General features: G+C 73.9%; 24 protein-coding genes. 20 read left to right on the top strand and 4 right to left on the bottom strand.

Annotated elements, in window-relative coordinates; all coding sequences use genetic code 11:
• Positions 1–11 precede the first annotated feature (11 nt).
• Complete coding sequence (locus FBY23_RS18840) at positions 12–728, top strand: sulfite exporter TauE/SafE family protein (RefSeq protein ID WP_141799545.1); 717 nt, start codon at positions 12–14, stop codon at positions 726–728.
• 21 nt (positions 729–749) lie between these two features.
• Here FBY23_RS18840 and FBY23_RS18835 read toward each other — a convergent pair whose 3' ends face one another.
• Positions 750–1673, bottom strand: a complete 924-nt coding sequence (locus FBY23_RS18835) for a 3-oxoacyl-ACP reductase (RefSeq protein ID WP_141799544.1) — start codon at positions 1671–1673, stop codon at positions 750–752.
• Between the two features lie 134 nt (positions 1674–1807).
• Between FBY23_RS18835 and FBY23_RS18830 the strand changes: the two genes are divergently transcribed.
• Positions 1808–2617, top strand: coding sequence for a MaoC/PaaZ C-terminal domain-containing protein (locus FBY23_RS18830; protein WP_141799543.1), 810 nt, complete (start codon positions 1808–1810; stop codon positions 2615–2617).
• 95 nt (positions 2618–2712) lie between these two features.
• Positions 2713–3474, top strand: a complete 762-nt coding sequence (locus FBY23_RS18825; protein WP_141799542.1) for an SDR family NAD(P)-dependent oxidoreductase — start codon at positions 2713–2715, stop codon at positions 3472–3474.
• Between the two features lie 140 nt (positions 3475–3614).
• On the opposite strand, the gene FBY23_RS18820 is transcribed toward FBY23_RS18825, so the two are convergent.
• The gene (locus FBY23_RS18820; RefSeq protein ID WP_141799541.1) at positions 3615–5732 is read right to left on the bottom strand and encodes an FAD-dependent oxidoreductase; all 2118 of its coding nucleotides are present in this window, start codon (positions 5730–5732) and stop codon (positions 3615–3617) included.
• A gap of 153 nt (positions 5733–5885) precedes the next feature.
• On the opposite strand from FBY23_RS18820, the gene FBY23_RS18815 reads away from it, so the two are divergent.
• Positions 5886–6674 carry an IclR family transcriptional regulator gene (locus tag FBY23_RS18815; protein WP_141799540.1) on the top strand — a complete coding sequence of 263 codons (789 nt, stop codon included), beginning with the start codon at positions 5886–5888 and terminating at the stop codon, positions 6672–6674.
• 73 nt (positions 6675–6747) lie between these two features.
• On the top strand, positions 6748–8274 hold the full coding sequence (locus tag FBY23_RS18810; protein ID WP_141799539.1) for an FAD-dependent oxidoreductase: 1527 nt from the start codon (positions 6748–6750) through the stop codon (positions 8272–8274).
• Positions 8275–8284: 10 nt separating this feature from the next.
• Here FBY23_RS18810 and hsaA read toward each other — a convergent pair whose 3' ends face one another.
• Positions 8285–9451, bottom strand: coding sequence for a 3-hydroxy-9,10-secoandrosta-1,3,5(10)-triene-9,17-dione monooxygenase oxygenase subunit (hsaA, locus tag FBY23_RS18805; RefSeq protein ID WP_141799538.1), 1167 nt, complete (start codon positions 9449–9451; stop codon positions 8285–8287).
• Between the two features lie 100 nt (positions 9452–9551).
• On the opposite strand from hsaA, the gene FBY23_RS18800 reads away from it, so the two are divergent.
• Together FBY23_RS18800 and FBY23_RS18795 are read left to right on the top strand one after the other, a co-directional pair.
• A complete protein-coding gene (locus FBY23_RS18800; protein WP_141799537.1) occupies positions 9552–10052 on the top strand; it encodes a nuclear transport factor 2 family protein in 501 nt (166 codons plus the stop codon).
• Positions 10049–10855 carry an SDR family NAD(P)-dependent oxidoreductase gene (locus FBY23_RS18795; RefSeq protein WP_141799536.1) on the top strand — a complete coding sequence of 269 codons (807 nt, stop codon included), beginning with the start codon at positions 10049–10051 and terminating at the stop codon, positions 10853–10855. The genes FBY23_RS18800 and FBY23_RS18795 overlap by 4 nt, the downstream gene beginning before the upstream one ends.
• Here the strand turns inward: FBY23_RS18795 and FBY23_RS18790 are convergent.
• Positions 10852–11436, bottom strand: coding sequence for a TetR/AcrR family transcriptional regulator (locus FBY23_RS18790; RefSeq protein ID WP_141799535.1), 585 nt, complete (start codon positions 11434–11436; stop codon positions 10852–10854). The genes FBY23_RS18795 and FBY23_RS18790 overlap by 4 nt on opposite strands.
• A gap of 192 nt (positions 11437–11628) precedes the next feature.
• Between FBY23_RS18790 and FBY23_RS18785 the strand changes: the two genes are divergently transcribed.
• The 13 genes from FBY23_RS18785 to FBY23_RS18725 are packed head-to-tail and all read left to right on the top strand — an operon-like array spanning position 11629 to position 25017.
• Positions 11629–12195 (top strand): MaoC family dehydratase N-terminal domain-containing protein, encoded by a 567-nt coding sequence (locus FBY23_RS18785; RefSeq protein WP_141799534.1) that lies wholly within the window; start codon positions 11629–11631, stop codon positions 12193–12195.
• The gene (locus FBY23_RS18780) at positions 12192–12632 is read left to right on the top strand and encodes a Zn-ribbon domain-containing OB-fold protein (RefSeq protein WP_141799533.1); all 441 of its coding nucleotides are present in this window, start codon (positions 12192–12194) and stop codon (positions 12630–12632) included. The genes FBY23_RS18785 and FBY23_RS18780 overlap by 4 nt, the downstream gene beginning before the upstream one ends.
• The gene (locus FBY23_RS18775; protein ID WP_141799532.1) at positions 12629–13033 is read left to right on the top strand and encodes a MaoC/PaaZ C-terminal domain-containing protein; all 405 of its coding nucleotides are present in this window, start codon (positions 12629–12631) and stop codon (positions 13031–13033) included. The genes FBY23_RS18780 and FBY23_RS18775 overlap by 4 nt, the downstream gene beginning before the upstream one ends.
• A complete protein-coding gene (locus tag FBY23_RS18770) occupies positions 13030–14211 on the top strand; it encodes a lipid-transfer protein (RefSeq protein ID WP_141799531.1) in 1182 nt (393 codons plus the stop codon). Before FBY23_RS18775 ends, FBY23_RS18770 begins: the two co-directional genes overlap by 4 nt.
• Positions 14208–15029, top strand: a complete 822-nt coding sequence (locus FBY23_RS18765) for an SDR family NAD(P)-dependent oxidoreductase (protein WP_141799530.1) — start codon at positions 14208–14210, stop codon at positions 15027–15029. Before FBY23_RS18770 ends, FBY23_RS18765 begins: the two co-directional genes overlap by 4 nt.
• Positions 15026–16153, top strand: coding sequence for a steroid 3-ketoacyl-CoA thiolase (locus tag FBY23_RS18760; protein ID WP_141799529.1), 1128 nt, complete (start codon positions 15026–15028; stop codon positions 16151–16153). Before FBY23_RS18765 ends, FBY23_RS18760 begins: the two co-directional genes overlap by 4 nt.
• Position 16154: 1 nt before the next feature.
• Entirely contained in the window at positions 16155–18398 is a 2244-nt protein-coding gene (locus FBY23_RS18755) for an acyl-CoA dehydrogenase (protein ID WP_141799528.1), read from the top strand.
• 26 nt (positions 18399–18424) lie between these two features.
• Positions 18425–19645 carry an acyl-CoA dehydrogenase family protein gene (locus FBY23_RS18750; protein WP_141799527.1) on the top strand — a complete coding sequence of 407 codons (1221 nt, stop codon included), beginning with the start codon at positions 18425–18427 and terminating at the stop codon, positions 19643–19645.
• A 1-nt stretch (position 19646) separates the two neighbouring features.
• Positions 19647–20777, top strand: a complete 1131-nt coding sequence (locus FBY23_RS18745) for an acyl-CoA dehydrogenase family protein (RefSeq protein ID WP_141799526.1) — start codon at positions 19647–19649, stop codon at positions 20775–20777.
• 14 nt (positions 20778–20791) lie between these two features.
• Positions 20792–21928: a steroid 3-ketoacyl-CoA thiolase gene (locus tag FBY23_RS18740; RefSeq protein WP_141799525.1), complete on the top strand. Its 1137-nt coding sequence runs from the start codon at positions 20792–20794 to the stop codon at positions 21926–21928.
• Position 21929: 1 nt separating this feature from the next.
• Positions 21930–22550, top strand: coding sequence for a PaaI family thioesterase (locus FBY23_RS18735; protein WP_141799524.1), 621 nt, complete (start codon positions 21930–21932; stop codon positions 22548–22550).
• Entirely contained in the window at positions 22535–23359 is an 825-nt protein-coding gene (locus tag FBY23_RS18730; protein ID WP_141799523.1) for an SDR family NAD(P)-dependent oxidoreductase, read from the top strand. Before FBY23_RS18735 ends, FBY23_RS18730 begins: the two co-directional genes overlap by 16 nt.
• 29 nt (positions 23360–23388) lie before the next feature.
• On the top strand, positions 23389–25017 hold the full coding sequence (locus tag FBY23_RS18725; protein ID WP_141799522.1) for a class I adenylate-forming enzyme family protein: 1629 nt from the start codon (positions 23389–23391) through the stop codon (positions 25015–25017).
• The last annotated feature ends 12 nt before the right edge of the window (positions 25018–25029 follow it).

The following is a 25029-nucleotide window of genomic DNA, read 5'->3' as shown; positions in this document are numbered from 1 at the left end:
AGCCTGCGTCGGTGGAGCTGGTCGTCCTCGCCGCCGTGGCGGTCGCGGTGTTCGTGGTGGCCGCGCTGGTCCAGGCGGTGACCGGCTTCGGGTCCGCGCTGGCCGCCGTACCCGGCCTGCTTCTGGTCACCGACCCGGCTCGGGCGGTGGTCGCCGCGACCGTGGTCAGCCTGGTGTTGACGGCAGGCGTCGCGGTGCGGGAGCGGGAGTACGTCGACCGGCGTGATGCCGCCGTGCTGACGATCGCCGGCCTCGCCGGCATGCCCGTCGGGCTGGTGCTGCTCGCCGTCGCGGACGAGGGACCGCTGTCGGCCGGCATCGCCGTGGCGATGCTGGTGATGGTCGCGCTGCTGGCCGCCGGGCTCCGGGTCGGCCGCCGCGGCCTGCCGGTCGTCGGTGTCATCAGCGGGGGACTGCTCACCTCGACCGGGATGAACGGGCCGCCCCTGGTGATGGCGCTCGTCGACCGGGAGCCGCGGCGCTACCGGGCCACCTTGCAGGCCGTCTTCGCCGGGCAGGACGTCGTCGCCGTGGCGGCCTTCGTGGTCCTCGGCCACGTCGACCTCGACGTGCTGGCACTCGCGCTCGGTGGCGTCGCCGGACTGCCACTCGGGTGGCGCCTCGGCGACGGCATCTTCCACCGGGTCCCGCCCGCCCGGCTGCGTCCGCTGGTCATCGGCACGCTCGTCGCCTCGGCCGTCGCGGTGCTGGTCACCGCGGTCGCCTGAGGCCCCTGTGCCGATCCCACATCAGCCGTTGAGGGTCTCGACCCCGGTGGTGTCCAGGTTCGCAACCCCGAACGCGGCGTAGGTGCGCGAGCGCGAACGTCCCTCGAAGTACGGCGTCAGCCGGGCATCGAGCTCGTCGACGCTGAACGTGCCGTCGGCGGCGACGAACTTGTTCTCGACGGTGGGCGCTGCCATCAGCGCGACCATGTCGCCGTACACGACGAAGACCTGGCCGCTGATCGCAGCAGCAGCGGGGGAGGCGAGGTAGCCGACGAAGGACGCGACGCGCTCCGGCGCGAGGATGTCGAGCCGCCGGGCGTCGGGATCCTCGGCGAAGACCTGGGCGGTCATCTCGGTGCGGGCGCGGGGGCAGATCGCGTTGGCGGTGACGCCGTACCGCTCCAGGCCGCGCGAGGTCGAGAGGGTGAGGGCGACGATGCCGGCCTTGGCGGCGGCGTAGTTGGACTGCCCGGGGGCCCCGAAGAGGAACGCCTCGGACGCGGTGTTCACGACCCGGCCGAACACCGGCCCGCCGGCGCTCTTCGACGCCGAGCGGAAGTAGCCGGCGGCCGCGCGGGAGACGGCGGCGTGGCCCTTGAGATGGACCCGGATCACGTCGTCCCACTGCTGCTCGGTCATGTTGAAGAGCATGGTGTCGCGAGTGATGCCGGCGTTGTTGACGACGACGTCGAGGCTGCCGAAGGTGTCGACCGCGGCGTCGACGAGCTGCTCGCCCATGGCCCACGTGCCCACGTCGCCCTTGACGGCGATCGCCTTCCTGCCGAGCACCTCGATCTCCGCGACGACCTGGTCGGCGGCGTCGCCCATGTCGTTGACGACGACGTTCGCGCCCTGGGCGGCGAGTGCCAGTGCCTCGGCACGGCCCAGCCCGGCACCGGCGCCGGTCACGATGGCGGTACGACCGGTGAGGTCGGTGTTGCCCACGATTGCTCCTTCGGTTGGTCCTGCCCTGTCGGCCGCCGTGACGATAGGGAGCGGGACCGCCCGCCCGCGAGCGGCACTCCCGCTCATCGGTCGCGGCGGGAGCCGGCCGCGACGGCACTGCGTAGGTTCCGGCCATGAGCACCCTTCCTGCCGACGGCGCACCCGCCGGCGACTGGCTCGGCCTGACCGTCGGCGAGCGCACCGTGGCCTGGACCGACCGCGACCCGATCCTGTTCGCGCTCGCCGTCGGCGCCCGGGCCGACGACCTGGACCTGGTCTTCGAGGACCGGCTGCGAGTGCTGCCCGGCTTCGCGCTCACCCTCGCGCAGTGGGCGCCGGACGTGCTGGGCGCGGCCGGCGCCTGGGAGGTCGGTACGGCGCTGCACGGCGCCCAGTCGCTCACCGTCCTCGAGCCGCTGCCGGCGAGCGGCGAGCTGACCATGGCTGCGCGGGTCACCGGGGTGTGGGACAAGGGCGCGGCGGCGGTCTACGACCTCGCGGTCGAGAGCGACTTCTTCATCGCCACGTGGTCGCTGTTCGCGCCGGGGCGTGGCGGCTTCGGCGGCGAGCGTGGCGCGGGCCGTCCGGCCGCACCCGAGGGCGACCCGGCCTGGACCGCGGGGACCACGACGGCGGACAACGCCGCGCTGCTCTACCGGCTGCTCGGCGACCGGCACCACATCCATGTCGACCCCGTCGCCGCGGCCCGGATCGACCAGCCCCGGCCGATCCTGCACGGCCTGGCGACCCTCGCGGCCGCGACCCTCGTCGCCGCGCGGGAGACCGGCGTACACCCCGCCGACCTGACCCAGCTGGAGGGCCGCTTCGCGTCTCCGGTGTTCCCGGGGGAGCCGCTCGTCGTACGCGGCTGGTCCGACGGCGCGCTCGAGGTCGCCACGGAGCGTGGCCCGGCGATCACCGCCGGCCGCGCGGTCTTCGGCTGATTCCGCTCAGCAGGAACGTGCGCCGGGGGATCGGTCCCAGCCCACCACTATGACCGCGGGACCGCGCCGTGCGGTCCGTGATCGAGGAGGCTGGAATGGGTTCGCTGACCGGACAGGTCGCACTGGTGACGGGAGCCGGCCAGGGCGTCGGACAGGGCATCGCGCTGGCGCTCGCCACCGAGGGCGCTGACATCGCGGTGGTCGGCCGGACCGCCGCCAAGCTCGAGACGACCTGCGCGCTGCTGCGCGAGCGTGGGGTGAAGGCGGAGCCGTTCGTCTGTGACATCATCGAGACCGCCACCATCCCGGCGACGGTGGCCGAGGTCGTCGCGACCATGGGCGGCGTCGACATCCTCGTCAACAACGCCTACTCCGGCGCCTACGGCCCGCTGCTCACCATCGACGACGACGCCGTCGAGCGCAGCTTCGCCTCCGGCCCGTTCGCCACCCTGGCCTTCATGAAGGCCTGCCACCCGCACTTCGTGGCCCGCGGCGGCGGCCACATCGTCAACCTGGTCACCTCCGCGATGGTGCGCTGGGACCCGACGACGTACGGCGTCTACGCCGCCGCCAAGCAGGCCGTGCGCTCCCTGACCCGTACGGCGGCGGTCGAGTGGGCGCGTGACGGCATCCGTGCCAACAGCATCGCCCCGCACGCCCTCTCGCCCGGCTTGAAGCGCTGGACCGAGAACAACCCCGAGGAGGCGGCCGAGTTCGTCGCCGCGATCCCGGCGGGCCGGATCGGCGACTGCGAGGACGACATCGGCCGCGCCGTCGTCGCCCTCGTGAGCAGCGACCTGCGCTACCTCACCGGCGCCACGATCCCGCTCGACGGCGGGCAGGCCTTCTTCGGCTGACCCGGCTCGAAATGGCTCCGAAATCGCGCCGACCCGGCAGAAAGTAGCGCTCAGAGCGTCACCTTCGGCCGGGTCGGCAGGTTCGGCGAGACAGTTCGAGCCGGGTCGGCGTCCTTTCCGGGCTACTTTCTGCCGGGTCGCTAGAGGGACCGGGCCGCGCGCCAGGCCGAGTGGATGGCGCCCTGGATGTAGCCGACCTCGCCGGCGTCGCCGACGACGTGCACGTCCAGGCCGCGGGCGCGCAGGTCGTCGGCGAGCGGGGCGCCGGCCTCGACGTACGACGCGACCACGACCAGGTCCGCGGGGATGCGGGCCAGCTCGTCGCCGACCCGGTAATGCACCTCGGACGGGGTGATCTCAACGACCTCGGCGTCGCGGTGGACGGTGACCCCGTGCTCGGTGGCCCTGCGTACGGCGGTCCAGCGTCGCGGGATCGCCATCGGCAGGCCGGCCTGGGCACCGTGCTCGAGGACGGTGACGCTCTTGCGGCGCTCGGCGAGGAACTCGGCGAGCTCGAGGCCGACCAGCGAGCCGCCGATCACGACGACATCCCTGCCGATCGGGAGCACCTTGCGGGTGAGGTCGCGGATCCGCTCGGGGTCGCGGGTCAGGCCGCTCATCCGCCCGGCGGCACCGAGCAGGCGCAGGGTGCGGCTCCCGGATCCGCCCTCGCCGGTGATCAGACCGCGCAGCGTGTCGCCGGTGTGGACGTGGGGGAGCTCGGCGCCTGCCACGGGTGGCAGGCCGCGGTGCGCGCCGGTGGCCAGCACCACCGCGTCGGGGGAGAGGGCGACGACCGCGTCGGCGTCGACGCAGTGGCCGAGGCGCACGTCGACCCCGAGCCGCTCGACCTCGTGCTGCAGCCACTCCAGCAGAGGACCGTTGGCGGGCGTGGTGAGCTGGGAGAACCAGGCCGAGCCGCCCAGCCGGTCGCCCTTCTCGACGAGGGTGACCCTGTGCCCGCGCTCGGCGGCGACCCGCGCCGCCTCCAGGCCGCCGGGGCCACCGCCGACGACCACGACGTGGCGCCGCGTGGTGACGGTGGGGAAGGGGAGCAGCGTCTCGTTGCCGAGCGCGGGGTTCACCGCGCACACGGGTACGCCGTCCCAGAAGTTCTGCTCGACGCACACGTAGCAGTTGATGCAGGGACGCACCGACGCCGCGCGCCCGTCGCGGAGCTTGCCGACCAGGTCGGGATCGGCCAGCAGCTGGCGCCCCATCGCCACGAAGTCCGCGCCACCGCTGGCGATCAGCTCCTCACCGAGCGCCGGCAGCACGCGGCCGACGGCGATCACCGGGATCGACACGGCTTCCTTCACGGCGCGCGCCAGGTCGGCGTACGCGCCCACCTGGTTCGGCAGCGGGCCGTCGGTGAAGTCGCGGAAGGGGTTGCGGGCCCACCCGGTCACGTGGATGGCGTCGGCGCCGGCGGCCTCGAACAGCCGCGACGCCGCGACGGCCTCCTCGGTCGTGAGGGCGCCCTCCTCGCCGTACTCCTTGCCGGCGACGCGCACCAGGATCGCCAGCCCGTCGCCGACCTCGGCGCGCACGGCCCGGATGACGTCGCAGGCGAGGCGGGCCCGGTTCTCGAGGGAGCCGCCCCAGTCGTCGGTACGTCGGTTGTCGGCCCGGCTGAGGAAGCTGCCGAGCACGTACCCGTGGGCGCAGTGGATCTCGATCGCGTCGGCGCCGGCCTGCTGCACGCGCCGGGCCGCGGCAGCGAACTGCCCCACCAGCCAGGCGATGTCCTCCGCGGTCGCCTCGTGGAAGCTCGGCGTCTTGCCCTCGGAGACGGCGGTGGCCATGGCGCCGAGCTCGGTCGGGGTGTTGTCGCGCAACGCGGACAGGTCCCGCTCGCCGACGGGCATCGAGGGCACGAAGAGGGGCCGTCCGTCTGCGGTGTCGACCTTGGCGATCTTGCCGTGGTGCGTGGCCTGGACGCAGAGCTTCGCGCCGGCGGCGTGGACCGCGTCGGCGAGCGCGGCCAGCCCGGGGACGAACCGGTCGTCGGAGAGGCCGGGCTCCTTGCGGCTGGTGGCGCCGACGGGGTAGGCGACGGCGGCGGCGGAGGTGATGATCAGGCCGGTGCCGCCCGTTGCGCGGGCGACGTAGTGGGCGATGTCGCCCTCGTCGATGACGCCGTCGTGGCACAGGTTCATGTCCATCGCGGGCATGACGACACGGTTGGCGAGGCGCATCGGTCCGATCGTCCCGGGGGCCAGCAGGTGCTCGTAGGTGGCGGTTCGCGAGGTGTGCACGCGCGCAGCCTGCCGTTCCGGGCCGTTCCGGGCCCGTCGTGCTCCCGCACACCGGAAAGGTCGACGGGGCTGCCCACCGAGACGGATTCGCAAAGCCCTTCATTAACCAAGCAAGTGCTTGCTAAAGTGCCCGAACTCGAGCAGGAGGTGGCGATGAGCACGTCGGGCGGAGTCCTCGAGAGGGCCGACCGGGACCGGGCCGAGGAGCGCCCGCCGTCGATGGTCGAACGGATGACCACGATCATGGTCGCCTTCGGGTCGCCGTCGTCGCGGCTCTCGCTCGAGGACGTGCAGGACGCGACCGGGCTGCCCCGGTCGACCGCGCACCGGATCCTCAACCAGCTGATCGCGCTCGACTGGGTGCGCCACACGCCGGCCGGCTACGCGCTCGGCAGTCGGGCGCTCGGCCTCGGTGGCGGCGATGCCCCCGAGATGGACCTGCGTGCCGCGGCGGCCGAGACCCTGCGCAGCCTGCACCTGGAGACCGGGCTGGTCGTCCACCTCGGCGTGCTGGAGGGTGCGGACGTGCGGATCCTGGACAAGGTCGGCGGTGCCCTCGCCGCACGTGTCCCGAGCCGGGTCGGCGGACGGCTGCCGGCGTCGTGGGCGCTGATCGGCAAGGCCCAGCTGGCGTTCCTGCCTCCCGAGGAGGTCGACGCGCTGGTCGCCGTCCAGCTCGCACAGGCCTCGGACAAGAGGCGGGTCGACCTGGTCGCCCTGCACCGCGAGCTGGTGCGGGTCCGGGCCCGGGCGGGCGTCGTACTCGACCGGGGGCGCAACCACCTGCGACTCGGCTGCGTCGCGGCGCCGATCATCGGCCGCGACGGGCCGTGTGGCGGGATCTCGCTGGTCGGCGGGCCGCAGATCGACTTCGAGCAGCTCGCCCCGATGGTGGTGCGCGCGACGCGGGCGGTCGCCCACCGGCTGGCGTCCTTCCGCTGATCGGGAGCCGGACCGGCGCCGTCGCGACGACGCCGCCAAGGTGGGCCGGAACGTCCGCGACGCAGGAGGCCCGATGACCACGCAGTACGACGAGACCTACGACGTGGTCGTGGTCGGCTCCGGAGCCGGCGCGATGGCGGCCGCGGTCACCGCCGCCCGCAACGGACTGAGCACCGTCGTGCTGGAGAAGTCCGCGCTGCTGGGCGGGACCTCGGCGTACTCCGGCGCCGCCGCCTGGCTGCCGGGCAGCGAGGTCACCCGTCGTGCGGGATCGGCGGACTCGACCGAGTCCGGCCGGACCTACCTCCGCGCGCTGCTCGGCGAGGCCGAGGCGGCGCGTCAGGAGGCCTTCCTCGAGGCCGCGCCGGCGGTGGTCGCCGAGCTCGAGGCCGAGCCGGCGGTCGAGCTGGTGGCGCAGGCGTTCCCCGACTACTTCGACGCGCCCGGCCGGGTGCCGGGCGGCCGCTCGATCGTCCCGGTCCCGCTGCCGGCCGACGCGCTGCCCGCCGGGCTGGCCGACCTCGTGCGGCCCGCCGTCGACCGCGACCGCGCGGGCCTGGGGCACCACCCGGACCAGCCGCTCGTCGGTGGCCGGGCCTTGATCGGGCGCTTGCTCCATGCCTTCCACGACCACGGCGGCACCGTCCGCACCGGCACCGAGATGACCGAGCTCGTCGTGGTCGAGGGCCGCGTCGTCGGCGTCATCGCCGCCACTGCCGGCGGTGCGCGCCGGATCGCCGCGCGCCGCGGCGTGCTGCTCGGCAGCGGCGGCTTCGAGCGCAACCAGGACCTCCGGACCAAGTACGGCGTCCCCGGTGCCGCCGCATGGGCGATGGCGCCGGCGGCGACCAACACCGGGGAGCCGATCGCGGCCGCCGTGGCGATCGGCGCGACCACCGAGCTGATGGACGAGGGCTGGTGGTGCCCGGGCCTGCTCACCCCGGACGGCCAGGCGGCCTTCACGCTCGGGTTCCGCGGCGGCGTCGTGGTCGACCAGCAGGGCCGTCGGTTCGCGAACGAGTCGCTGCCCTACGACCAGATGGGCCGCCGGCTCTCGGCCGAGCCGGGCCGGATCCCCGCCTGGTTCGTGTTCGACTCCCGCTCCGGCGGGGTGGCGCCGGCGATCACGATGCCGGCCGCGCCCGCCGAGGAGCACCTCGCCGCCGGCACCTGGGTGCGCGCGGACACCGTTGCGGAGCTGGCCATCGACACCGGCCTTCCGGCCGAGGACCTGCAGGCGACGCTCGACCGGTTCAACGCCTTCGCCGCGGCGGGCACCGACGGGGACTTCGGTCGCGGCACCGACGAGTACGACCAGTTCTTCGCGGTCGGCGACGGCCCCAACCCGGCGCTGGTCCCGCTCGACCAGCCGCCGTACTACGCCGCCAGGCTGGTGCTCGCCGACCTCGGCACCAAGGGCGGGCTGCGTACCGACGTCGACGCGCGTGTGCTCGGCGTCGACGACCGGCCGCTGCCCGGGCTCTACGCCACCGGCAACGCCAGCGCGTCGCTGTCGGGCGCCTGCTACCCGGGGCCGGGCGTGCCGATCGGCACGGCCATGGTCTTCGGGTGGCGGGCGGTGCAGGACATGATGCGCTGACCCGGCCGGGTCAGACGAGCGTGTCCTCCACGTCGAGCCCGAAGGCGTGGCGTCCGTACATCGTGAGCGCGCGCTCCACGTCGTTCGCGACGTGGACCCCGCCGGCGTGGGCGTCGCGCCAGGCCCGCTCGATCGGGTTGCCGCGGCGCAGCGAGGAGCCGCCCGCGGTCTTGAAGAGTGCGTCGACCGCAGCAAGCGCGCGCTCGGTCGAGGTGACCTGGTCGCGGCGGGCCCGGAACCGCCAGTCCATCGGGATCTCCTCGCCCCGCACCGCGCACGCGTAGATGTCGCGGACGCTGCGCTCGGTCTGCAGGATCGCGGCGTCGATGTCCGAGGCGGCGCGCGCGACGGTGACGTGCGCGTGCGGGTCCTCGGCGAACCGGCCGCCGCCCAGGCTCAGCCGCACCCGGTCGCGCATCGTGCCCAGGTAGCGCTCGTGGGCGCCGGCGGCGATGCCGATCACCGGCGCGGTGATCGCCATCGGGAAGACGGTGCCGAACGGCATCGCGTAGAGCGGGCCGGTGTTGACGGCGCGCCCGGGTGCCTGCAGTTGGTGCTGCTCGTAGTTGCGCAACGCCCGGTGCTCGGGCACGAACGTGTCGTCCACGACGATGTCGTTGCTGCCCGAGCCGCGCAGGCCCATCGCGTCCCACACGTCGATGATCGTGTAGTCCGCGCGCGGCAGAAGCATGGTCATGAAGTCCTGGGGCCGGCCCTCCGCGTCGACCAGCAGGCCGCCGAGCGTGGCCCACGCCGCGTGGTCACAGCCCGACGAGAAGCTCCACCGTCCGCTCAGCCGGAACCCGCCCTTGACCCGGGTGATCGTCCCGACGGGGGCGTACGACGACGCGACCAGCGTGTCGGGATCGGCGCCCCACACCTCCTGCTGGGCCGCGTCCGGGTACTGCGCGACCTGCCACGGGTGGCAGCCGACGACCCCGGCGACCCAGCCGGTCGAGCCGCACGCCCCGGCGATCGCCCGCACGACCTCGTAGAACTCGAGCGGGTCGCCCTCGCGGCCGCCGTACCGGCTCGGCTGGAGCATGCGGAACACGCCCGCTCCGACGAGCTCGGCCATGGTCTCGTCCGGGATCCGGCGCGCGTCCTCAGCGGCGGGCGCCCGCTCGGCGATCCCGGGGAGGAGCTCTTCGACGGCGATGAGGACCTCGTTGCTCACGTCCGGATGCTACTGCCGGCCGGGGCCGCCGCGACCCGGTCGCTCCCGGCCAGCAGGAGGCCGCTTCCCGCGACCGGTGCGACTCCGTCAGAGTGCTGGCATGACCGCCCCAGGAACGCTCGCCGACCGCGTCGCCCGGCTCGAGGCCGTCGCGGAGATCAAGGCCCTCAAGCACCGCTACCTGCGCGCCTGCGACGCCAAGGATCCCGCCGGGTTCCGCGCCGCGTTCGTCGCCGAGGGCGCCGTGCTCGACTACGGCGAGCGGATCGGCCGGTTCGAGGGCGCCGACGCCCTGGTCGGGGTGTTCGAGGGCATCGCGCTGCGCAAGGTCGAGGGCCGCTACGCCGTCCTCGACATGCACCACGCCCTGCACGCCGACATCGACGTGCTCGGCGCCACCGAGGCGACGGGCCGCTGGACGCTGCGCTTCCGGCAGGTCGACCTGGTCGCGCAGGTGGAGCGGGTCAGCGCCATCGAGTACGACGACGGTTATGCCCTCGAGGAGGGCGAGTGGCGCATCGCCCGCTCCGCCGTCACCACTCTGTGGACCCTCGAGCAGCCGCTCGCCGACGGCTTCACGGTGAGCGGGTCGCTGCGGTGAGCGGCGAGCGGGTCGCCCTCGTCACCGGTGGCAGCAAGGGGGTCGGGCAGGGCATCGCGGTCGGCCTCGCCGAGGCCGGCTGGACGGTCGTGGTGTCCGGGCGCGACGAGTCCCGGCTGGCCGCGACCGTGGCCCGGGTCGACGCTGCCGGCGGACACGGCAGCGCCCGCACGTGCCACCACGAGGACGACGCCGAGGTCGCCGCGCTGGTCCGCGGCGTCGCCGAGGAGCACCGCCGGCTGGACCTGCTCGTCAACAACGTCTGGGCCGGGCCGCGGATGAACCACGTGCGCCCCGAGCGGTTCTGGGAGCGGCCGTTGTCGGACTGGGACAGCCTGGTCGGGATCGGCCTGCGCGCCCACTTCGTCGCGACCCACGCCGCCGCGCCGATCCTCGTCGCGCAGGGGAGCGGCCTGGTCGTCAACGTCTCCTCCGTCGGCGCCCGCGCCTACCTCCACTCCACGCTGTACGGCGTCGGGAAGGCCGGCCTCGACAAGATGACCCAGGACCTCGCGCTCGAGCTCGGCACCGACGGCGTCACGGTGCTCTCGCTGTGGCCCGGCCTGGTCCGCACCGAGCAGCTGCTCGCCAGCGGCCTGGAGTCCATCGCCGGCGTACCCGTCTCCGACGCCGAGACGCCTGAGCTGCAGGGCCGCGTGGTCGCCGCACTGGCCGCCGATCCCGCCGTCCACGGGCGGACCGGAACGGTGGTCGTCACCGCCGAGGCCGCCGCGGAGTACGGCATCGCCGAGCCGGACGGGGGAGTGCCGGTCTCGCCGCGGGTGATGTTCGGGCTCACCTAGGAGCCGGCCCGGAAGCCACCGAGGAACATCGACGCCATCAGGTCGGCGAACTCCTCGGTCGACCACGACGCCCGGTTCGGCCAGTGCATGGTGGCCCACAGGGTGTCGCGCAGAGAGCGGTAGAACACGTCGCCCGGTACCTCGGCACGGAAGTCGCCGGAGGCGATCCCGGCGTCGATCGCCGTGCGCCAGTGCCGGCGTACGGCGCGGGACTTGGTGTCGATCGCGTCCAGCAGGCCGTGCTTGCGCAGGTAGGCGCGGTCGCGCTGGTAGATCCGGGTCGCGTGCGGGTGGCTGTCGATGCACTCCAGCGTCGCGCGGACCAACCCGCGCACGGTCTCCTCCGGGGAGGTGGACGCGGCCGCGACGGCCGAGAAGGCGCGTTCGATCTGGTCCATGAAGTCGGCGAGCACCTCGCGCACGATCTCGTCCTTCGACGAGAAGTGGTGGTACAGGCTGCCCGACAGCACGCCGGCCGACTCGCCGATCTCGCGGACCGTCGTCGCGCCGATGCCGCGCTCGGCGAACATCGCCGCCGCGACCTCCATGATCTCGGTACGCCGGCCGGTGATCGTGCGCATGGGGCTCCTCCTGGTCGGTCGTCCCGGATTCTCTCCGGTCGGCCGGAGCGCGGGGGAGACGTGCCCGCTCAGCGGGAGTGCCGTTCGCGCGAGAGGGCCCGGGACGGACATGGTGACCGAGCGAAGGGGCCGGTGCCACGGCCAATAACCAAGCGCTTGCTCAAGAAGGCGCGATCTGGCGAAGGACGGTCGATGGAGGAGCTCGAGTCCCGGTTCGGGGAGTTCGTCGGCGAGGTGGCCGAGCCGCCCCGCGTGGCGCGGTACGCCGTCAACGAGGCGATGATCCGCAACTGGGTCGAGGCCCACGACGACCACAACCCGGTGTACGTCGACCCCGAGGCGGCACGCGCCACCGGCCGTGACGACGTGATCTGCCCGCCGGCCATGGTCACCACCTGGGTGATGCAGGGCTACCGCCGCTGGCGGCAGGTCCAGGCGCTGCGCGCCGAGGGCGTCCAGGAGGACCACGCCTACTCGCGGCTGCTGGCGCTGCTCGACGAGCACGGCTTCACCTCGGTGGTCGCGACCGCCCAGGAGCAGGAGTACGTCCGCGAGCTCACGCCCGGCACCCGGGTCACCTGCCACTTCACGATCGAGGACATCTCCCCGATCAAGCGGACCGGCCTCGGCAACGGCTGCTTCATCACGCTGCGCAAGCGGTACGTCGACCAGGCGGGCGAGCTGCTCGTCGACGAGAGGTTCGTGATCCTCCGCTTCGACCCCACCACCAAGGACGCACCCAAGGAGCCCGCGGCATGAGCGACGCCACCCCGGAGCGACGGACCGCCGTCCCCGGCCTGACGGTCACCCAGGACAACGAGTTCTTCTTCACCGCCGCCCGCGAGGGCCGGCTGGAGATCCAGCGCTGCACCGACTGCAAGACGCTGCGTCACCCTCCCGGCCCGGCCTGCCCCTCGTGCCGCTCGTTCGAGTGGGACACGGTCGAGTCGACCCGGCGAGCCACGCTGCACAGCTGGACGGTCGTCCACCACCCGCAGGACCCCGCGTTCACCTACCCGCTCGCGGTCGGCCTGGTCGACCTCGAGGAGGGCACCCGGCTGGTTGCCGACATCAGCGGCGTGGACCACGCCGACCTGCGCCGCGGCTTCGAGCTCGAGGTCGGCTTCGCCGAGCACGCGCACGGCGAGGTGCTGCCGCAGCTGCGTCCGGCCGCCACGACGGGAGGTGCCGAGTGACCGCGCCGAAGCCCGGCGACGTCCTGCCCGAGCTCGCGCTCCCGCTCGACCGGACGACCATCGTCGCGACCGCGATCGCCAGTCAGGACTTCGAGGACGTGCACCACGACCCCGCCAAGGCCAACGACCGCGGCACCCCCGACATCTTCATGTCGATCAACTCCACCAACGGCTTCCTCGACCGCTACGTGACCGACCTGTTCGGCCCGGCGACCCGGATCCGCAAGGTGGCGCTGCGCCTCGGCGTACCGAACTTCCCCGGCGACACCATGACGTTCTCCGGAGAGGTCGCCGAGGTCACCGAGGCCGCCGTGACGCTGAAGGTCGCCGGCCGCAACGCCCGCGGCGCGCACGTCACCGCCACCGTCACCCTCGACCAGCCCATCGGAGGCATCCAGTGAGCACGACCTTCTCCGGCGGCGCCGCGATCGCCGGCATCGGTGCGACCGAGTTCTCCAAGAACTCCGGGCGCAGCGAGTGGCAGCTGGCCTGCGAGGCCGTGCTCGCCGCCCTCGACGACGCGCAGGTCGGCGTCGAGGAGGTCGACGGGTTCGCGCTCTTCACCATGGAGACCAACCCGGAGATCGCGGTCGCCCGCGCGCTCGGCATCCCGGAGCTGACGTTCTTCAGCCGGATCCCGCACGGCGGCGGCGGTGCCTGCGCGCCGGTGCAGCAGGCCGCGCTGGCGGTGACGTCCGGCGTCGCCGACGTGGTCGTCGTCTACCGCGCGTTCAACGAGCGCTCCGGGCACCGCTTCGGCCAGGGCCCGCCGCCGTTCGCCTACAACCAGAACACCGACCAGGAGTACCGCAACTGGATCAACCCCTACGGCCTGCTCACGCCGGCCCAGCAGGAGGCGTTCCTGGCGCGGCTCTACATGGAGAGGTACGGCGCCACCAGCGCCGACTTCGGCCAGATCTCGGTGCTCTCGCGCAAGCACGCGGCCACCAACCCGAAGGCCTGGTTCTTCGAGCGCCCGATCACGATCGAGGAGCACCAGGCCTCGCGGATGATCGCCGACCCGCTGCGCCTGCTCGACTGCTGCCAGGAGAGCGACGGCGGCCAGGCCCTGGTGATCGTCAGCACCGAGCGGGCGCGCGACCTGCCGCACCCACCGGCCGTGATCACCGGCGCCGCGCAGGGCGTGGGCCCGCAGCAGATCTCGATGAGCAGCTACTACCGCGACGACATCGAGGCGATGCCCGAGGTCGAGCTGGTCGCCCAGCAGCTGTGGCGCCAGGCCGGGATCGGTCCCGACGACATCGACGCCGCGATCCTGTACGACGCCTTCACGCCGATGGTGCTGCTGCAGCTCGAGGAGTACGGCTTCTGCGGCCGCGGCGAGGCCCGGCACTTCATCGCCGACGGCAACCTCGAGCTCGACGGCCGCCTGCCGATCAACACCAACGGCGGCCAGCTCGGCGAGGGCTACATCCACGGCGTCAACGGCATCGCCGAGGGCGTGCGCCTGGTCCGTGGCACGTCGGTCAACCAGCCCGGCAAGACGCTCGACAACGTGCTGGTCACCGGCGGATCGCCCGTCCCGCACTCGGCGCTCGTCCTCGCCGCGGACCGATGAGCAGGCGGTTCGCGGGCCGCCGCGCCCTGGTGACCGGCGCCAGCCGGGGCATCGGCGCCGGCGTCGCCGAGCGGCTGGCCGCCGAGGGCGCCGACGTCGTCCTCGTCGCCCGCACCGCCGAGCCCGGCGGCAGCCGCCTCGACGGCAGCCTCGCCGAGACCGCGGCGCGGCTGGCGTCGTACGGCACCCGGGTGGCGTCGTACGTCGCCGACCTGGCCGACGAGGACAGCCGGGCCGGGATCGTGCCGGCCGCAGAGGAGCTGCTCGGCGGCACCGTCGAGATCCTGGTCAACAACGCCGCGGCGGCGATCTACCAGCCGCTGGCCGACTTCCCGCTGCGCCGGCGCCGGCTGAGCTTCGAGGTCAACGTGCACGCGCCGCTCGACCTGGCCCAGGCCGTGCTCCCGGGGATGCGCGCGGCGGGGGAGGGCTGGATCGTCAACCTCTCGAGCGCGTCCGCCCGGCACTTCGGCGGGCCGCCGTTCGAGCTGGTCGCCCCCGGCACCGACCTCGCGGTCTACGCCGCGTCCAAGGCCGCGCTCAACCGGATCACCAACGGGCTCGGCGCCGAGCTCCACGGCACCGGCATCCGGGTCAACACCGTGCAGCCGCGGGCCGCCGTCCTCAGCGAGGGCGCGTCGCTGCTCGTCGGCGACACCCTCCGGCCCGACCAGGTCGAGTCGCTGGCGGAGATGGCCGAGGCCGTCCTCGCCCTGTGCGACTGCCCGGCCGACGTCACCGGCCGCACCACCGTGAGCCTGGACCTGATCCGGGACTGGGGCCTCACCGTCCACCCCCTCGAAGGAGCATCCGCATGAGCCCCGTGATCGTCGACGCCGCGCGCACGCCGTTCGGCAAGCGCGACGGCTGGCTCTCAGGCGTGCACGCCGCGGAGCTGCTCGGGCACGCCCAGCGCGGCGTCCTCGACCGCGCCGGCATCGACCCGGCGCTCGTCGAGCAGGCCATCGGCGGCTGCGTGACCCCGATCGGCGAGCAGTTCGGCAACATCACCCGCACCTCCTGGGTGCACGCGGGGCTGCCCACCGCGACGGGTACGACGACCATCGACGCCCAGTGCGGAACGGCCGCCCAGGCGGTCAACCTGGTCGCCGGCCAGATCGCGATCGGCTCGCTCGAGGTCGGCATGGCGTGCGGCGTCGAGCTGATGTCGCGGGTCCCGCTGACCTACAAGGTCGGCACCGGTCTCGGGACGCCGCGCCCGGAGGGCTGGTCGGTCGACAACCCGGACCAGTACACGGCGGCCGACCGGATCGCCGCACGCCGCGGCTTCGCCCGCGCGGACCTGGACGCCTTCGGCCTGCGCTCCCAGCAGCGCGCCGCGGCGGCCTGGGACGCCGGCGTCTTCGACGACCAGCTGATCCCGGTCCCCACGCCCGACCACGGCACGGTGACCCGGGACCAGGGACTGCGCGAGTCCTCGACGGACGCACTGGCGAGGCTGAAGCCGGTCAAGGACGGCGGCCTGCACACCGCCGGCTCGTCCTCGCAGGTCTCCGACGGCGCCAGCGCGGCACTCCTCATGTCGGCCGGCAGGGCCGCGGAGCTCGGCCTGAGGCCGCGGGCGCGGCTGCTCAACCAGTGCGTGATGGGCGGCGACCTCGAGTACATGCTCGACGCCCCGGTCGAGGCCGCCACGAAGGTGCTCGCCCGCGCGGGCATGAGCATCGGCGACGTCGACGTGTTCGAGGTCAACGAGGCGTTCGCGTCGGTGCCGATGTCCTTCGCGCGGGTCCACGGCGTCGACGAGGACCGCCTCAACCCCAACGGCGGGGCCATCGCCCTCGGCCACCCCGCGGGCGCCACCGGCATCCGGCTGATCGCGACCGCCCTCGCCGAGCTCGAGCGCCGCGACGGCCAGGTCGCCATGGTCGCGATCTGCGCGTCCGCCGCCACCACCTGCCTCCTGATCGAACGGCTCTGACATGGCACTCGCCCTCACCGACGACCACCGCGACCTGGCCGACTCCGTCGCCGCCTGGACCCGCCGGGCCGCCCCGGTCGAGGCGACCCGCGCCCAGCTCGACGACCTCGCCGCCGGCAAGCGGCCCGAGGCCTGGGACGCCCTCGTCCAGCAGGGCCTGCACGCCATCCACCTGCCCGAGGAGGACGGCGGCGCGGGCGCCGGTCTGGTCGAGCTCGCCGTCGTCACCGAGCAGCTCGGCCGCGCCCTGCACCCCGGCCCGTTCCTGAGCACCGTCCTCGCCAGCGCCGTCGTCTCGGCAGCACCGGAGAGCCCGGTGCGCAGCGCAGCGCTGGAGGGCTTCGCCGAGGGCGCCACCGGTGCCCTGTCCGACGGGCCCGGCCTCACCGCGACGCCGTACGACGGCGGCTGGCTCCTGCAGGGCGAGACCCGACCCGTCCTGGGCCTGCCGGGCGCCGACCTGGTCGTGGTCCGCGCGACCAGTGCCACGGGCCAGCCGGTGTGGTGCGTGCTGACGCCCGCCGCCGGCGAGGTGATCGGCGAGCCGGCCACCGACCTCTCCCGATCGGTCGGCCGGCTCGTCCTCGACGGCAGGCTCGTGGGCGCGGCCGAGGTGCTGCCCGCACCCGCCGCCGAGCGGGCCGAGCTGGCCGCCGCTGCCCTGCTCGCCGCCGACGCCGCGGGCGTCGCCCGGTGGTGCGTCGACGCGGCCGTCGCCCACGTCTCCACCCGCGAGCAGTTCGGCGTCCCGGTCGGCAGCTTCCAGGCGGTGCAGCACAAGGCGGCCCTCCTGCTGGTGAAGGCCGAGATGATCGGAGCCGCCGCGTGGGACGCGGCCCGCGCCGGCGACGACGAGCACGACGACCCGGCCCAGCAGCGCCTCGCCGCCGCCCAGGTCGGCCTCACCGCGCTGCCCGCGGCCGTCGACGTCGCGGCCGAGGCGGTGCTGCTCTTCGGCGGCATCGGCTTCACCTGGGAGCACGACGCCCACCTCTACTGGCGCCGCGCGATCAGCCTGTCCGCCGCCAACGGCCCGGAGGCGACGTGGGCCGCCCGCCTGGGCGCTGCCGCCCTCGAGGGAGAGCGGGACTTCGGCTTCGTCGCCGACGACGCCCTGCCCGAGCTGCGTGCCGAGCTGGCCGCGGTCCTCGACGCCGCGCTCGCGCTCCCCGAGGACGGCGTTCCCGCCACGGGCTGGGCGCCCTCGCGCGGCGGCCGTCGCCAGGAGCACCTCGCCGACGCGCGCCTCGTCGCACCGCATTATCCCGAGCCCTGGGGCCGAGCGGCCGGCCCGGAGGAGCAGGCCGTCATCGCCCAGGAGTTCGCCCGCCGCGCGCTCGCCCAGCCCTCGACCGTGATCGGCGAGTGGGTGTTGCCGACCTTGCTGCTGCACGGGACGCCCGCCCAGCAGCAGCGGTTCGTCGACCCGACCCTGCGCGGCGAGATCTTCTGGTGCCAGCTGTTCTCCGAACCCGGCGCCGGCTCCGACCTCGCCGGCCTGTCCACCCGCGCCCGCAAGGTCGACGGCGGCTGGGTCCTCACCGGCCAGAAGGTGTGGAACTCCATGGCCGCCGAGGCCGACTGGGGCGTGTGCCTGGCCCGCACCGATCCCGACGCCCCCAAGCACGCAGGGATCTCCTACTTCCTCGTCGACATGCGCAGCGAGGGCGTCGATGTCCGTCCGTTGCGCCAGGCGACCGGGCTCTCGGAGTTCAACGAGGTCTTCCTCGACGACGTCTTCGTGCCCGACGAGTGCCTCGTCGCCGAGCCCGGCGCGGGCTGGCGGCTCGCCGTCACCACCCTCGCCAACGAGCGCCTCAGCATGGGCGCCCGGCTCAGCCACGGCTCCAGCGACCTGGTCCGGGCGGTGCTCGCCTCCGGCGCCCACGAGGCCTCGCGCGATGCCGTCGTCGAGGTCCTCGGGCGCTGCGTGGGCCGCGAGATGGCCCTCTCCGCGCTGAACCTCCGCTCCGTCCTGGCCCGGATCGACGGGCTCGGCGGCGTCGGCGGGGGCGCCGAGGTCAGCGTGCAGAAGGTCTGCAACGCGATCGCACAGCGCGACAACTCCCGCGACCTGCTCCGCGTCCTGGGACGCGACGCGCTGGTCGCCGTACCCCCGACCGGCAAGCACACCACCGACCCCGTCATCGACCACCTCGGCCTGCCCGCCGTGCTCGTCGGCGGCGGAACCATCGAGATCCAGCTCAACGTGATCGCGCGCCGGGTGCTCCGGCTCCCGCGCTGACACCCCACCCACCAAGGAAGCACGCCATGTACCCAGAGCTCTCCGACAGCTCCAAGGCACTGCGCACCGAGCTGCGCGCCTACTTCGCCGCCACCATCGACGACGAGGACCGCGCCGCGCTGGCCGACCAGACCGAGGGCGGGCCGGTGTTCGACCGGATCCTGCGCCAGATGGGCAAGGACGGCTGGCTCGGCCTCGGCTTCCCGATCGAGTACGGCGGCCGCGGCGAGGACCCCGAGGCGCTCTACGTCTTCTACGACGAGGCGCTGCGCGCCGGCGCCCCGCTGTCGCTGGTCACCCTCAACACCGTCGCACCGACGCTGATGAAGCACGGCAGCAAGGAGCAGAAGGACTTCTTCCTCCCGAAGATCCTGCGCGGCGAGCTGATGTTCGCGATCGGCTACACCGAGCCCGGCGCCGGCACCGATCTCGCCAGCCTGCAGACCCGGGCCCGGATCGACGGTGACGAGCTGGTCATCAACGGCAACAAGATCTTCACCAGCGCCGGCGTCTTCGCCGACTGGGTCTGGCTCGCGGTCCGCACCGACCCCGACGCTCCTCGCCACCAGGGCATCTCGGTCGTGCTCGTCCCGACCAGCAGCGCCGGGTTCTCGGTCACCGAGATCCACACCGTCGGCGGGATCAGCACCTCGGCCACCTACTACGAGGACGTCCGCGTCCCGCTCAGCAACGTCGTCGGCGAGCTCAACCAGGGCTGGAAGCTGATGACCAGCCAGCTCAACCACGAGCGGGTCGCCCTGGCCGCCCGCGGCGGCATCGCCAACCAGATGTACGACGAGGTGCTCGCCTGGGCGCAGGCCGAGAAGCTCGGCCCGGACAGTGCGACGACGCTGTACGACGTCCCGTGGGTGCGCAGCGCCCTCGCCGAGACCTACGCCCTGCTCAGCGCCGCCGACCTGATGAACCTGCGCCTGGTCTCCGACGTCGCCGCCAACACCCTCGGTGGCGGCGACTCCGCGGCCGCCAAGATCTTCGGCACCGAGGCCGTCGTGACCGCCTACGGCCGGCTCCAGCAGGTGCTCGGCGCCGCCGGCCTGCTCCGCCCCGGCTCGCCCGGCGCGGCCATCGAGGGCCGGGTCGAGTCACTCGGGCGGCGCGCCCAGAACAACACCTTCGGCGGCGGCACCAACGAGGTGATGCGCGAGATCGTCGCGGCCAAGACGCTCGGCATGACGCTCGGGGCCCGCCGCAAGGAGAACCAGACCGAGAAGAAGGACGGGAACTGAGATGGACTTCGCCCTGACCGAGGACCACGCCGAGGTCCGCGACCTCGCCGCGCAGATCCTGGGCGACCTCGCCCAGGTCGAGCGCGTCGTCGACGTCGAGCGCAACCACGGCGGCTTCGACGCGAGGCTGTGGGAGACCCTCGCCTCCTCCGGCCTGATCGGCATCGCCGTCCCCGAGGACAAGGGCGGCGCCGGGCTCGGCGTGGGCGGCCTGGTCGCCCTCCTCGAGCAGCAGGGCCGCCACGTCGCACCCGTGCCGCTGTGGTCGGTCGTCGCCGGCGCGGCGCTGCCGCTCGCGGAGTTCGGCTCGGCCGCGCAGGTCGAGAGATGGCTCGGACCGGTCGTCGAGGGCACCCTGATCGTGACCGGCGCCTTCGACGCCGCACCCGGCCAGGTCGCCCGGCTCACCGGGCTCCGGGTCGACGGCGGGCTGCGGGTCACCGGCGAGCTGCCGCAGGTGCCGGCCGCGCCGGTGGCGGCGGCGGTCGTCGTACCGGTGGCCCTGGAGGACGGCGGCCTGCGGGTCGCGGTCGTCCCCGTCGACCGGCGCGGCGTCACCGTGGTCCCGGTCGCGGCCACCAGCAACGAGAGCGCGGGCGCGGTCGCCTTCGAGGACGTCGTCCTCACCGAGGACGACCTGCTGCCCGCCGACGGCGCGCGCGTCGTGGCCTGGACCCGGCGCCGGCTGCGCATCGCGCTCGCCGCGGTCGCGCTCGGCGTGTGCGAGGAGGACCTGCGGATCACCGCCGCCTACACCTCCGAGCGCGTGCAGTTCGGCCGGCCGCTGTCGACCAACCAGGCCGTCGCCGTCCGGGCGACCGACGCCTACCTCGACACCGAGGCGATCCGGCTGACCACGCAGAAGGCCGCCTGGTTGCTGGACAACGGTGACGAGGAGGCCGCCGAGTCGGCCAGCCTGGTCGCCAAGTGGTGGGCCTCGGTCGGCGGGCTGCGCGTCGTCCACGCCGGGCAGCACCTGCACGGCGGCATCGGCGCCGACATCGACTACCCGGTCCACCGCTACTTCCTGTGGGGCCGCCAGGTCGCCTTCTCGCTCGGCAGCGGTGACGCCGTCGCCGCCGAGCTCGGCGACGCCCTGCCCACCGCCCCGCGCATCGGCGCGCCGGCCTGACGAGGAGAAGAACCATGGCCCGACCCGTCATCGTCGACGCGATCCGCACGCCCTACGGCCGCCGCGGCGGCGCGCTCTCCGGCCTGCACGCCGTCGACCTGCTCGGCCGCGCCCAGCGCGGGATCCTCGAGCGCACCGGCGTCGACCCCGCCAGCATCGGCGAGGTCGTCGGCGGCTGCGTCACCCAGGCCGGCGAGCAGTCCGGCAACGTCGTGCGCTTCGCCTGGCTGCACCAGGGCTTCCCCGACGACATCGGCTCGACCACCATCGACGCCCAGTGCGGCTCGGCCCAGCAGGCCGTCCACCTGGTCGCCGCCCAGGTCGCGGCCGGGTACGTCGACGCCGGCATCGCCTGCGGTGTCGAGGCCATGTCGCGGGTGCCCCTGCTGGCGAACCTCGGCGACGGCACCGTCGGCCGGCCGCGCCCGGACGACTGGAGCGTCGACCTGCCGGCACAGTACGAGGCCGCCGACCGCATCGCCGAGCGCCGCGGCCTGACCCGTGCCGACCTCGACGCCTTCGGCCTCCGGTCGCAGCAGCGGGCCCGCACCGCGTGGGACGAAGGACGGTTCGACCGTCAGGTGATCGAGGTGAAGCTGCCCGACGGCACCGTCGTCGCCCGCGACGAGGGCCTGCGGGACACCAGCCTGGAGGCGCTCGCCGGGCTCAAGCCGATCCGGGAGGGCGGGCTGCACACCGCGGGTACCGCCTCGCAGATCTCCGACGGCGCCACCGCGGCGCTGGTCATGTCGGAGGACCGGGCGCGCGCCGAGGGCCTGCGCCCACGCGGGCGGATCGTCGCCCAGACCCTGCTGGGCGCCGAGCCGCAGTACCTGCTCGACGGACCGGTCCGGGCGGGGGAGCGGCTCCTGGAGCGCACCGGCATGACGATCGGCGACATCGACCTGTTCGAGGTCAACGAGGCCTTCGCCTCGGTGCCGATGTCCTTCGCCCGGGTCCACGACGTCGACGAGGACCGGCTCAACGTCAACGGCGGCGCGATCGCGCTGGGCCACCCGGTCGGCTCGACCGGCGTCCGCCTGATCGCCTCCGTGCTCGACGAGCTCGAGCGCCGCGACCAGCAGCTCGCGATGGTCGCGATCTGCGCCGGCGGTGCCCAGGTCACCGGCGCGATCGTCGAGCGGGTCTGACGTGCTGGCGGACAAGGTCGCGGAGCCGGTCGCCGAGGAGGTCGCCGCGCTGGCGGCCGCCACTCGGCGGCTCATGCTGGCCGCGGCGACCACGGACGTCGACCTCGAGGAGCTGCGCGCCGCCCGCACCCGGATGGACGAGCTCGCCGAGACGCTCGGGCGGCGTACCCGCCCGCGGGCGCTGCGTGCCTCCTTCGCCGACCCCGCCCGGGCCCGCGAGGTCGGTCCGGACCTGGCCTGGCCGGTGTTCCGGTTCAACCCGCAGGCGCTGCCGCTCGCGATCCGGTTCGACGGCGACGCGGCGTACGCCACCACGGTGCCGAACGCGCTCTACGAGGGGCCGCCCGAGTCGGTGCACGGTGGCTACCTCGCGCACCTGATGGACTGCATGCTCGGCACGCTGGTCCAGGCGACCGGGCGCCGCTCGGTCACCGGCACCCTCGACCTGCGCTACCACGCACGCACCCCACTGGACGTCCCCCTCGAGCTGGGTGCCCGGATCGTGGCGACCACCGGTCGCAAGACCACCGCCGAGGCGTGGGTCGAGGTCGACGGTGCGCGCACGGTCGAGGCACGCGGACTGTTCATCGAGCTGCAGGAGGTCCCATGGGCTACGAGCTGACCGGCCTGGCCGGCAAGGTCGCCGTCGTCACCGGCGCCGGGCGGATGCGCTCCATCGGCCGGTCGCTGGCCGTCGAGCTCGCCCGGGCCGGCTGTGACGTCGTGGTCACCGGCTCCGGCCGGCGTCCCGAGGACCGGCCCGCCGACGAGATCGCCGCCGGCTGGAACGACATCGAGTCGGTGGCCGAGGAGGTGCGCGCGCTGGGCCGCCGGGCGCTCCCGGTCGTGTGCGACGTCGCCGACCCCGACGCCGTACGACGGCTGCTTGAGGTCACGCTCGCCGAGCTCGGACGCGTGGACGTCGTGGTCAACAACGCCGCCGCGTCGCGGGGCGAGGACCGGGTCCCGCTGACCGAGCTGTCCGTCGAGGCGTTCGACCGGGTGATCGCGGTCAACCTGCGCGGCACCTTCCTGATGACCCAGGTCTTCGGCCGGCAGCTGGTCGCGCAGGGCGAGGGCGGCAGCATCGTCAACATCTCCTCGATCGGCGGGAAGCTCAGCGGCGCGGGCACCGGCGCCTACTCCGCCTCCAAGGCGGGCGTGCAGTCGCTGACCTCGTCGGCCGCCAAGGAGCTCGGCAGGCACGCCATCCGGGTCAACGCGCTGTGTCCCGGGGTGACCGAGACCGGCCGGATCGGTGACCGGGACCCCGAGTCGTGGCAGGCCTACGTGCGCGCCAACCTCCCGCTCGGCAGGACCGGCGAGCCGGCCGAGGTCGCCGCGGCCGCGGTGTTCCTCGCCAGCGACCAGGCCGCCTGGGTCACGGGGCAGGCGTGGAACATCGACGGCGGGCAGCTGACCATCCGGTGAGCGCAGTAGTGGACGAGGAGAGCAAGAGGATGACCACGCGTGAGGAGGCCGTCGCGCGACTGACCGCGCCCGGCGCGCCGTACGAGATCCGGGTGGAGGACGTGCGCGGCGAGGACCTCGAGGTCTACGCCCACCGGCAGCACTCGCTGCGTGAGCTGCTCGAGGCCTCGCGGGACTTCGGGGACGCGGAGTACCTGGTGACCCGCGACCGGCGGATCAGCTTCGCCGACCACTACGACGAGGTGGCCGCGCTGGCCCACGTGCTGCGCACCGAGCACGGCGTCGGCAGGGGCGACCGGGTCGCGCTGTGCGCGGCCAACTGCCCCGAGTGGATCGTCGGCTTCTGGGCGGCGGTCTCGATCGGCGCCGTCGCCGTCGGCATGAACTCGATGTGGGCGCAGCCCGAGCTCGTCCACGGCCTGGAGCTGACCACCCCGAAGGTGCTCATCGCCGACGCGCCGCGGGCCCGGATGGCCGATGGGATGGGCGTCCGCGTGCTCACCGTCGAGGAGGACCTGCCGCGGATCACCGCCGCGCACCGCGGTGTCGCGCTCCCGCAGCCGGACGGGGAGATCGCAGAGGACGACCCGGCCGTCATCCTGTTCACGAGCGGTACCACCGGTCGCGCCAAGGGCGCCACCCACTCGCACCGCAACGTGATCGCCGCCGTGTGGTTCCACCTGCTCAACGACGCGATCGCCGCGGAGATGGGCTTCCCGCAGGTGGATCGCCGGTTCCTGCTCGTCACGCCGCTGTTCCACATCGCCGCGCTGCACAACCTCGCGGTGGTCCGGCTGGTCGTCGGCGACACCGCCGTGCTGCACCTCGGGAAGTTCGACATCGAGCAGGTGCTGCGGCTGATCGAGTCCGAGCGGGTCACCAACTGGGGCGCGATGCCGACCATGCTCAGCCGGATCGTCGAGCTCGGCGACCGGCTCGCCGAATTCGACCTGTCGTCGCTGCGCAGCATCTCGGTCGGCAGCGCGCCCTCCTCGCCCGAGCTCAAGGAGGCGCTGCGGCAGGCCCTGCCCGCCGCCGGGCGCTCCCTCGGCACGACGTACGGCCTCACCGAGTCGAGCACCGCCGCGACTCTCGCGCTGGCCGCCGAGCTCGCCGCCGACCCGACGACGGTGGGACGCCCCGTGCCGACCGTGCAGGTCGAGGTCCGCGACACCGCGGGCCTTCCCGTGCCCGACGGGGTCGAGGGGGAGATCCACCTGCGGGGCGCCCAGCTGATGCTCGGCTACTGGGACAACCCCGAGGCGACAGCGGCCTCCACCGCGCCCCACGGCTGGTTCCGCACCGGCGACCTCGGTCATCTCACCGACGGCCAGCTGCACATCTCGAGCCGGCGCTCCGACCTGATCCTGCGCGGGGGAGAGAACATCTACCCGGCCGAGGTGGAGGACCGGATCGTCGCCCACCCCGCCGTGCGCGAGTGCATCGTCATGGGCGTCCCCGACCCCGACTACGGCCAGGGCGTCGCCGCCGTCGTCGTGCTGCACCCGGGGGCGCAGGTCTCCCAGGAGGAGCTGTGCGCCCACACCGCGGCCGGCCTCGCGCGCTACAAGGTCCCCACCCGCTGGCAGATCACGCTCGAGGAGCTGCCCCGGAACGCGACGGGCAAGGTCAACCGCCGCGACGTCCGCCTCGTCTGACCTGGTCGCAAG

It is taken from the genome of Nocardioides sp. SLBN-35 (assembly GCF_006715725.1).
GTDB lineage: Bacteria > Actinomycetota > Actinomycetes > Propionibacteriales > Nocardioidaceae > Nocardioides.
This window is presented reverse-complemented; position numbering and strand designations above follow the sequence as displayed.